8 protein-coding genes are annotated in these 9713 nt (G+C 45.6%); 3 read left to right on the forward strand and 5 right to left on the reverse strand.

Annotation, left to right across the window (positions count from 1 at the left end):
* The first annotated feature begins 358 nt into the window (after window positions 1–358).
* The 3 genes from OGW13_RS22655 (at window position 359) to OGW13_RS22665 (ending at window position 2518) form a co-directional block, all read left to right on the forward strand.
* Window positions 359–628: a hypothetical protein gene (locus OGW13_RS22655; protein ID WP_044258129.1), complete on the forward strand. Its 270-nt coding sequence runs from the start codon at window positions 359–361 to the stop codon at window positions 626–628.
* Between the two features lie 383 nt (window positions 629–1011).
* The gene (locus OGW13_RS22660) at window positions 1012–1701 is read left to right on the forward strand and encodes a helix-turn-helix transcriptional regulator (RefSeq protein WP_043001089.1); all 690 of its coding nucleotides are present in this window, start codon (window positions 1012–1014) and stop codon (window positions 1699–1701) included.
* A gap of 70 nt (window positions 1702–1771) precedes the next feature.
* Complete coding sequence (locus OGW13_RS22665) at window positions 1772–2518, forward strand: SDR family NAD(P)-dependent oxidoreductase (protein WP_090050582.1); 747 nt, start codon at window positions 1772–1774, stop codon at window positions 2516–2518.
* Window positions 2519–3737: 1219 nt separating this feature from the next.
* On the opposite strand, the gene OGW13_RS22670 is transcribed toward OGW13_RS22665, so the two are convergent.
* The 5 genes from OGW13_RS22670 to OGW13_RS22685 form a co-directional block, all read right to left on the reverse strand.
* Complete coding sequence (locus OGW13_RS22670; RefSeq protein ID WP_044265716.1) at window positions 3738–4643, reverse strand: SdiA-regulated domain-containing protein; 906 nt, start codon at window positions 4641–4643, stop codon at window positions 3738–3740.
* 282 nt (window positions 4644–4925) lie between these two features.
* Complete coding sequence (locus OGW13_RS25780; protein ID WP_353622489.1) at window positions 4926–5432, reverse strand: autotransporter outer membrane beta-barrel domain-containing protein; 507 nt, start codon at window positions 5430–5432, stop codon at window positions 4926–4928.
* Between the two features lie 10 nt (window positions 5433–5442).
* Window positions 5443–5823, reverse strand: a complete 381-nt coding sequence (locus tag OGW13_RS25785) for a pertactin-like passenger domain-containing protein (RefSeq protein WP_353622490.1) — start codon at window positions 5821–5823, stop codon at window positions 5443–5445.
* A gap of 17 nt (window positions 5824–5840) precedes the next feature.
* Window positions 5841–8417, reverse strand: coding sequence for an autotransporter outer membrane beta-barrel domain-containing protein (locus OGW13_RS22680; RefSeq protein WP_287116497.1), 2577 nt, complete (start codon window positions 8415–8417; stop codon window positions 5841–5843).
* A 247-nt stretch (window positions 8418–8664) separates the two neighbouring features.
* Window positions 8665–9645 (reverse strand): IS5-like element ISEc68 family transposase, encoded by a 981-nt coding sequence (locus tag OGW13_RS22685; RefSeq protein ID WP_000082736.1) that lies wholly within the window; start codon window positions 9643–9645, stop codon window positions 8665–8667.
* Window positions 9646–9713: the final 68 nt, after the last annotated feature.

A 9713-nucleotide genomic window follows, 5' to 3' on the forward strand; every position in this document is an offset into this window, starting at 1 on the left:
CTATCCGGGATAGTGGTCGACTTTTTGGCAGCAAAAAGCAACCTTCAAGACCTATGTCTACTCAATATTATGGATTACCAAAGCGGCGATCGTTGCTTTTACAAAATCGCAGGCAAAGCGACTGGCGCTGATAAATGCTGTTACTGGACGGTTTTACAATGTTGTGGAGACCAACCACAGGAGAGAACGACTGATGAAAGTACTGACCTGTCAGCGCTCTCAACATGTCAACATCGATACACTCGCGGCGGACGATATCGTTGCTCTGGCTGAATATTTATCCACCCAGGGTTCATATAACCTTGATGTTATACGTATTTAGTTTGAATCCTCTATTCCCAGATACCCAGGAGATTACATGGCTGACGTAAATGAACGCATTGAAATCCTCGAGAAAAACCTTAATGATCTGAGCCTCGATCTGCACGCATCAAAGGTTGCTATTAACGTTTTATCTACGGTGGTAAACACCCTAAGTGGTGAACCTGGTTTACTTGAGAGATCATATGAGCAAACCAGAAGTTCTGCTCCACTTGTAAAGTTCAATCACCCGGTAGAGGAAGGTTATGAGGATAAACTTACGGAGAGAATATTGAATTTACTCTCGACTACCCAACACGAGCTTTAATAATCCACAGCTTCCTCAGAGGATAAGCGGAATATCCTCTGGGGAGGATCGCATTCCGGGCTCCCCCAGCCAGGGACAAATCTGCCCCGGAACGGGTGTTCCGATATGCACACTATTCCCCTCAATGGAAAACCCGGGCGCAGTAGTGACGTACGCACTGTCTGCCCATGGCATAGCGTGGACAAGCTGGTAAAACTGAAGGTCCCTATTGAACAAAGAGTAGATGTTTATGTCCATCATCACCGCTGAAGGACGCATAGCATATGGGGGATATCAATCAACGGGGAGTCACTCAACTTAAGCAGGTACATTTGTTTTGTATTAAGATGCTTATCCGGCAGGTGCTTTAAGCTCAAGTCCAGGATCAAGATGGATTTTTCAACATGACCAGAACAGAAAGGCTTCTCGAATTATTACAGATATTAAGGGCACAACGATATCCGATCACAGCTTCCGCTCTCTCAGATCGATTAAGCATAAGTGTACGCTCCCTTTACAGAGATATTAAAACGCTACAACACCAGGGCGTGTCCATTGAAGGAGGCGCAGGAATTGGATATATCATCAGGTCTGACTTTCATTTACCTCCCTTAAATCTTTCTCATGAAGAAATCAATGCTATTATACTTGGGTTAAATTGGGTTTCTCATAATACGGATTATGATTTCAAAAACACCGCAAGGAATGCGCTTGCCAAAATACATGCCGTTATCCCCGGTGAATTAAAAAATCTTATTGAGAGTCAATCCTATCTGACCGGCCCTTCAGAAAAGAATGAGTTATTTTTCGAAGACATTCGTAGTGCTATTAAAAATCAAAAAAGAATCAACATAACGTATCGTGACAAGAAAGATGTTTACTCTTCTCGGGTCATATGGCCCATCGCGTTGATATATATGGAATCATGCTGGCTTTTGGTTGCATGGTGTGAGATGAGAAATGATTTTCGTCATTTCAGAACTGACCAAATCGAAGAGATTGTGCAACTGGATTCCACGTACAGGGAAAGCAGAACGACTTTATTGAAAAAATGGAGAATTAAAGAAGGAATCTGCGTGGGGAAAGAGTACTGACAAAAACTGTCACAGCGAGTTTGTATACTACCCCAGCAGTAAGACTCAATCCTACTTCATAGGGGGAATTATGGATTTTCAGAATAAAGTAGCTGTGATAACAGGAAGTACTACAGGTATAGGTGAAGCCGTCGCAGAGCAATTACACAAACAGGGTGCGAAGGTCGTCATTATATCCCGCTCATCAGAGCAGGCTAAACAAAAAGCGAAACGGTTATCTTCACAGGGACAACAAGCAATAGGGATCGGATGTGATGTGTCGCAGCCTGAACAAGTACGGAAAATGATAGATGACGTTATCAAACATTTTGGCAGGCTTGATTATGCTGTAAATAATGCAGGCTTAACAGGAGAGCATGATAAAAATATTACAGAGCAGACAGTTGAAAACTGGGATAAGGTCATTGCCACCTCATTGAGCGGCATTTTTTACTGCTTAAAATACGAGATACCTCAGATGATAAAGTCTGGTGGCTCTATTGTTAATTTATCTGCAGTAAATGGACTGGTTGGCATTCCTGGGTTGGCACCTTATACCGCGGCTAAGCATGGTATAATCGGCTTAACCCAAACCGCAGCGCTTGAGTTTGCATGTCAAGGCATTCGAATCAATGCGGTCGCGCCGGGCTATGTCCAGACCCCACGAATGAGTGAATTCCCTGAAAATATCGTACGTAGTTTCGCAAATAGTCACCCAATGAAAAGGATGGCAAGAATGCAAGAAATAGCAGACTTCATATTGTTTTTGCTATCAGACAATTCAGCGTTTTGTACCGGAGGCGTTTATCCCATTGATGGTGGTTATTTAGCTGAGTAAAATTCACTTAACCCTTTTAAATGATAATAATTACCTCACCTGTGTGGTTGGCTAAACGGGAGCGACAGAACACCTGTCGTTCGCGCTTCCGTTGTAGGGCCAATAATAGACACATTATTCGCATGGATTGTCTGCTCTCCATTGGTCATACATGTTCCATTAACCCTATCTGCGTCTGGCATAACGCGAGCAGAATAAAAGATCATTAAGTCTGTTGTGCGCAAGAAGCAGAAATAATGAGCAACGCTATTGTTTATAGCAGCGCAGGCTTGATGCAGGATATCGTCGATAGCGCTATTGTGCTTAACGTGCACGAGATAAACACACTCTACAGGCATAAAAATTCGCGCCATGCTGTGGACATGTTCCATTCGGACAGACTGGCCGCACCCTTGACGTTTAAACAGAAATAGAAGCGATGTGCGGTTGAAACGATAAAAATCGTTGGCAAGCGTTATTCGCCTGAGCACCAGGATCGCACAATGATAAGAAAAGATGACTGATTTCATTGGCTGTATGGGGAAATATACCAAGTGAATATACCAACACTATACCAACAGCCAAAAAAACAAAGGGGTTACCTTTCGGTAACCCCTTTTTTTAATCTGGCGGAAGCGCAGAGATTCGAACTCTGGAACCCTTTCGGGTCGCCGGTTTTCAAGACCGAACGCATTTTTTTATTTTTCAATAAGTTGTACAATTTATTGATAATATCGTTTAAATTTTGCACTCATAAAATCAATTAGTTAAGTACATCTATAGAGTTAGTATTCCAACACTTTCACGCTACATAGACGAGCTATTACTGAACATAGTAGTCGGTTATTGTATGCTTAGATGGTTAATTAAATTACAGGACTGCCATAAATACTTAATTACCCATTTCCTATGGCAACCGCCAGTTCACTACAAAACCATCACACACCGAAGTAAATGAATCGACAATCAGAAACTTCTATCCCTTATCACAGTTTTACATTATATGGCAAACACCTAAGTATAGACATACTGAAAACATCTGAAAATATGAGCGAAGGATGATTTATGCTTGAATTTTTAGAATGAAAACTTGAGAATAGTAATATAAAATTAAAAAATTATAGAGTGTAATTTATATTCTTTGTCCCTCCGACTCTACCGGAGGTTTTTTTAGTTATTATCTCTGATAGCGAGTTATTTTTTCGTACCTATACAAACCAAAACCAGTAACAGGTACGTTTTATTCCAGGCTCATCTCAGGACGATACAGTCTTGTCCTGCCATTTTGTTTTTTGGTGAAACGGTAAAACAAGTTAGGTTCACTCACAATATACAAATTAGCTTCGTCATCAAGAGCAAGCCCTTCTGCCTGGGGAATATCCTCTGCCAGACCTGCCCATCCGGCATTCAGATACAGGCGATCAGTCACCAGCCCTTCACTGTTTATTTCCAGTACTTTGTTTGATTCATCAGAGAGTACCAGGAGGGAGGCCGTTGGGGAGTGGTAATGCAACCCCGACACGTCCCTGACTGATGATGTGACAGACGCCGGTAACGTGGAGACACTGCTTTCTTCACGCTGGACGTCCACCCGGCTTATGATTACCGGCTTTTTCTCTTTTGCCGCAAACAGCACCTGGTTCTCTTTATCCCAGGCAAGTCCTTCCAGACCGTTATTGCCGGGTCGGGTGTAGCCTTCTAGCGGTATATTAGAAAGAAGCTGGTAGTTTCCTTTTAGGATGTCTATGTTTACCAACCAGGCGCTCCCATCTTTCTCACTGCCTACCCGGAACAGGTTATCTCCCATCCACTCCACAGCTTCCGGATCCGTAATTTCAGGTATGGGCAGACTGCCAGTCCGCTCACCATCAGATGTCAGCCAGACCACTTCCGGCGGTTTATTAACCACAGCAAAAAGCAGTCTGTGTTTATCTGACCAGGTCAGCCCCGATAAATTATCCTTAACGCCTTTAACCTCTTTTCCTTCAATGTCTGCCACATATGCACGTAGATTCAGCGCTGAAGGCTTGTCGTTATATCTTTCATATAACCGGTAAAGGTAACGGATATCTTCTTTGATATAAAACAAAACAGCAAAAATAACCACCCCAAATATTATTGCACGTCTTAAATATATAAAAGTCATTTTTATTACAAAAAATAATCACAGTAAATGGGTAATGTAAATAATGAACCAATATCAGAACCACACAGAAGTGTGCGTTATTACGGACACCATTCAAAAAAAATAACACTGGTGCAACCTGAACATCAGAAATAAATATAAATAGCGTTCGTCACACGCTCCCTTAGCCGGGCATCATAGATTTATGACCGGGTTACACACGGTCCGGTAACCGTAATGGCGGGGGAAGTTTTTCACCAGCCCACGCCATTCACCGTTTAATGTCCGTGTTCAGGACATAACTCAGAAGTTAATACGGAACCCGACGCTGCTCGTTACCGGTGACTCGGTATGTCTGTCGTTCTCGTAACGCGCCTCAACCCACACGCCTGCATTCGGCGTCAGCTGCGCACTGACTCCCAGGCCATATTTACCTGTTGTCCGCGAAAGGTCATTACGGAAGTCGTACCTGTCATTAATCCGGACCTTATTGTTGTCCGCAAATTCATGACTCACTGCCGCCGTCAGGTACGGCTTCACCACCGTCCCGCCCACATCCAGGTTCATCCCGTTATCCAGCCGGATATTCTTTCCGTCCGCACTGAATGCCGTACCGCGGACATAAGGTTCAGCCCAGACAGTCTCATTCACACGGAAGGTCTTACCCACCTCCAGACTGACACCATATCCGTTCTGGCTGTAGTCTCCATACACCGGTGTGCCATCGCTCATCTGTGTTTGCAGTGTGTTGCTGAAGTGGTTAAATTTGACCACCCCGTCCGCATACAGCCCGCCGCCGCTATGAACCACACGCAGTGGCTCAACCCGGGGAGACCGGCTCCTGACCGGTGTTCTTAATTCCCAGATTAAAGTGACCACTGGCATTACCGGTGACATTCAGCAGGTCACCTGACCAGGCCGCAATGTCCGTGTTCATCAGGAAAGTCCCGGTGCCGGACAGCGTGCGGGCCGTCAGGGTCACTGCCTGCGCCACCGGCGTCAGCCGGGTGGTGAGACCGCCATGGAAATTCACCGTTCCGGCATTCAGGGTCAGGGCGCCCACGGCAGAATCGCCGGTCAGCCGCCAGACGGAAGGACCGGTAACTGTCACATCCCCGCCCCCGGTTCCGTCATCCAGAATGCGCCCGGTCAGGGTACTGCCGCTCATCAGGTTCAGGGTGGTACCGGACTGTGCCGTCACATCCACCCGGGTCAACACTAAAATGAATATTTAAAACCAATAACCGCTGAGGTATCAGAGTATCCATCATTTCCAATCTGTTGATTAACAAACCCTGTGATATTAAATTCTGGTGACATGCGGCCTTCAACGCCCAGTTTTAATTCTCCAACGTTACGCGTACCGGACTGATTAACGCTTACTCCATCCATAACAACACCTCGATTATGCATGTTATGAAGCCAGTTTGCTTCAACAAAGGGTTTAAAATTACGTTCTTTCTGGTTATCAATTGCATTATGCCCTTTGATGAACATTTTCAAACCAAGGCTGGTAGTTAGATTATTATCACCTTCCGTTTTCACCACCGTGCCGTTTGCTTCTTTTAAATCCTTTGATTTTATACCTGACCAGAGAATTTTTGCTTGCGGTTGAACAAACCATGCAACCGATTTAGCGTCATTACTCATAGGAAATACATAACCGGACTCAAGAGAGGCGCTAAATCCTTTAGAACTATATTTTTCTTCTTCCAGAAGTTGTCCATTCACACGGTTGTTAAACCAGCTATGCTGTAAAACACCGTCGATGTATGCACCTTGCTCGCTATCTCCATCAGCATACCAGGTGGCATAAAGTCCAGTCGTATAGCCATTAACGGACCCTTTCGCATGATATCTCGATAAACTGGACTGGGTATTGCTATGATTATACCCGTAGCCAGCAAGTGCCCCGAAACGAAAAGCACCGCCTCCTTCAGTGAAAGCTGTAGCAAAATCACCGCCCAGCATCAGCACATAGCGGTTACTTTTCGTTTTGAGCTGTCCGGTAGAATCATTTATACGGCTATGACCTCCGGTATTTTTCATCCACAGGCTGGTCAATTTACGCTCCCCCGTCATCATGTCGGTGTATTCAGTCTCTCCCAGACGATCTGAAAGCGTAGTGTTGAACATAGTATCAGCAGCATAAGCGTTAGCAGAATAAGCACCGGCCTCAGGCCTCAGGACATTGATTTCGTTACCATTGTTACCTTCGCCGCTATTATCAGGCTGTGTTTCAACAAACGTACTGGATAGATACCAGTTAGCTTTATTAGCATCCAGACCACGTGCAAGTTTATATTCCCAGGCACCAGCAACAATACGTCCTTGCTGGACAAAATCCCCGTCTGAAGCACCACCGACGCTGATTATTTCAATACCATTAAGCGTTGATGCTCCAGTACCGCCAAGATTCGCAATGGCGACCTTGCTGTCTCCTGATGTGTTGCCAGTTATAATAACTTTATCCGTTAAAGAATTATCGTCATCCAGACGCGTCCCCAAGCTGATAAGCCCCCCTTCGCCGATATAATCGCCATTAATGGTCAAAACAGTACCAGGTTGCCCACCACTTAAGTTGATTGTTCCACTGTTGGATACACTACTTATTGTCTGGTTAAAGCCATTTAGATCGAGCAAAGCACCATCAGCAATATTGTAGGTCGCGTTGTGGCTAAATGTGTTTACAGCTCCTGCTTTAAGGATACCTGCGTTTAAATTTGCTGTCCCACTCCAGGAGTTTTGTGCGGTTAATATAGTTTGGCCGCTATTAACTTCAACGGTACCAGTCCCCTGAATCAGGTTTTCAAATATGTAACCATTGTTCAAGTGGTTGAAATTTAGGATAGCATTTCCTTCACCAAAATTAATATTTGTCGTCGGAGTGATATAACCTGCAAACGTTGCCGCTTCATCGGAGGCAGCACCAATATTGAGTATCCCAATTGCCCCCGCTTTAGCTGCGAGTATGATATCTTCAGTCAGCAGTTCGCCATTTTCCATGATGGTTAGGATCCCTACCCCCTTATTGCCAATGATGGTGCGCCCACCATTGGTGTTAATCACTGAGTTTGAACCAGTAACAACAACGCTTCCCGTCGTATTTTCCGATAATCGCCCTAACTCCAGCGACTCTCCAATGGTAGAACTGCCTGATAACGACGTATTTAACGTCGCCCCCTTAGAAACTGTAACTACCCCGCTACCCAGAGTGTTGGAGCCAACGTGTATATGATCGAGACTGCTATAGATCGTTCCAGGACCAGAGAGATGAAGTTCACCCTTTCCATTTATATTGCCTAGCACCGTAAATGTGTTAGTTACCAGGCTGCCATTGGTGACGTTCATAACTCCAGTGCCATTATTACCAATAACAGTGTAACTGGACGATGCCAACATCCCGTTATCAATATTTACTACCCCCTGAGAGTTTGCATAGCGCCCCACCCAAAACTCGGTGGAATTTGCGGAAGCATTCTGGTTAATATTTAATATACCACTTCCGTTTTCACCGACATTAAGTGCACCGTTGCTGTTCCATACAGAACCTTGACCGGAAATATTTACAAGCCCACTAGCATTTTGCATGTACCCAATACTTCCCGCACCAGATCCGGAGGATGAGGTTGTTAAGGATGCACCATTCAGAATATCCAGTCGACCATAAGAATCACTCGCTAGCGAAACAATAATATTCTTATCCAAAGTCAGCGAAGTGCCCGCATCAGAAAGAGTGACCAGGCCTGAGGTGCCCGATGCGTTTCCAATGTAAAGACTATTGTCTCCGCTCATTTGACTGCCACTGTTAACCAGCAACGTACCAGCCGGGGCTTCAGGTGATCCATCAGTATCCGTTCTTCCTATAAATATATTCCCTGTATAGGATGTTAAGGAAGTTGCGATTAAGTGGTCCGCAGCTCCCGATATGACGCCCCAAACCGTCCTTTATCGACGTCCTGTGGCTCAATTTTCCAATTTTCAGCCCAAAATCGTCTCTTCGTGGCTGATTTTGGCCCTGTTTCAGGCTAATTTCCTCATTTCAGGTAGATCTCGCCTGTGCCCGTATCAATTGGTCAACTCGAACCAGGTTCGCCAGGGTGAATAACATCGCCAGTTGACTGTCATTTTTAGCCAGCCCCTTGTACCTGGCTTTGACGAAACCAAACTGACATTTTACTATCCGAAATGGATGCTCAACCTTCGCTCGGATACTCGCTTTCAGGTATTCGTAACGGATGGCCAGCTTGTTCTTGCGCGGGTGTTGCTTCAATGCATTCACTTTGCCGGGACGCTTGGCGATAAGCCAGTCTGCGCTGACATCGCTGAGCTCATCGCGCTTTTCGGCCCCCTGATAACCAGCATCGGCTGAGATAAATTCTTCATCGCCATGCAGTAACTTGCCAACCTGATTGAGGTCGTGCTCGTTAGCCGCCGTGGTCACCAGACTGTGGGTCAGGCCACTTTTGGCGTCCACGCCAATGTGCGCTTTCATGCCGAAGTACCACTGGTTACCTTTCTTGGTCTGGTGCATGTCTTCATCACGGCTGTTGTGTTTGTTTTTGGTAGAGCTGGGGGCTTGAATGATGGTGGCATCCACCAAGGTGCCCTGGGTCATTAGAACGCCACACTCTGCTAGCCAGTGATTAACGGTACTGAAGATTTTGCGGGCCAGTTCATGCTGCTCCAGCAAATGCCGGAAATTCATGATGGTAGTGCGGTCTGGAATGGCTTTATCCAGTGACAGGCGAGCAAATTGGCGCATGGAGGCGATTTCATAGAGGGCATCTTCCATGGCCTCATCGCTCAGGTTGTACCATTGCTGCATGCAGTGAATACGCAGCATGGTTTCCAGCGGATAGGGCCTGCGACCATTACCGGCCTTGGGATACACAGGCTCGATAACGCCAAGTAATTTGTCCCAGGGAAGCAAGTCATCCATTCTGCCAAGGAAAACTTCTTTGCGGGTCTGGCGGCGTTTACTGGAAAACTCACTGTCGGCAAAAGTCAGTTGCTGGCTCATCCGGTTACTCATTCTGGGTTCAGGTTACAACACGATGATCTCACATCTCGGACTTATTCGCACCTTCC

The sequence above is a fragment of the Citrobacter sp. Ca225 genome, from assembly GCF_030337175.1.
Lineage (GTDB): Bacteria > Pseudomonadota > Gammaproteobacteria > Enterobacterales > Enterobacteriaceae > Citrobacter_A > Citrobacter_A amalonaticus.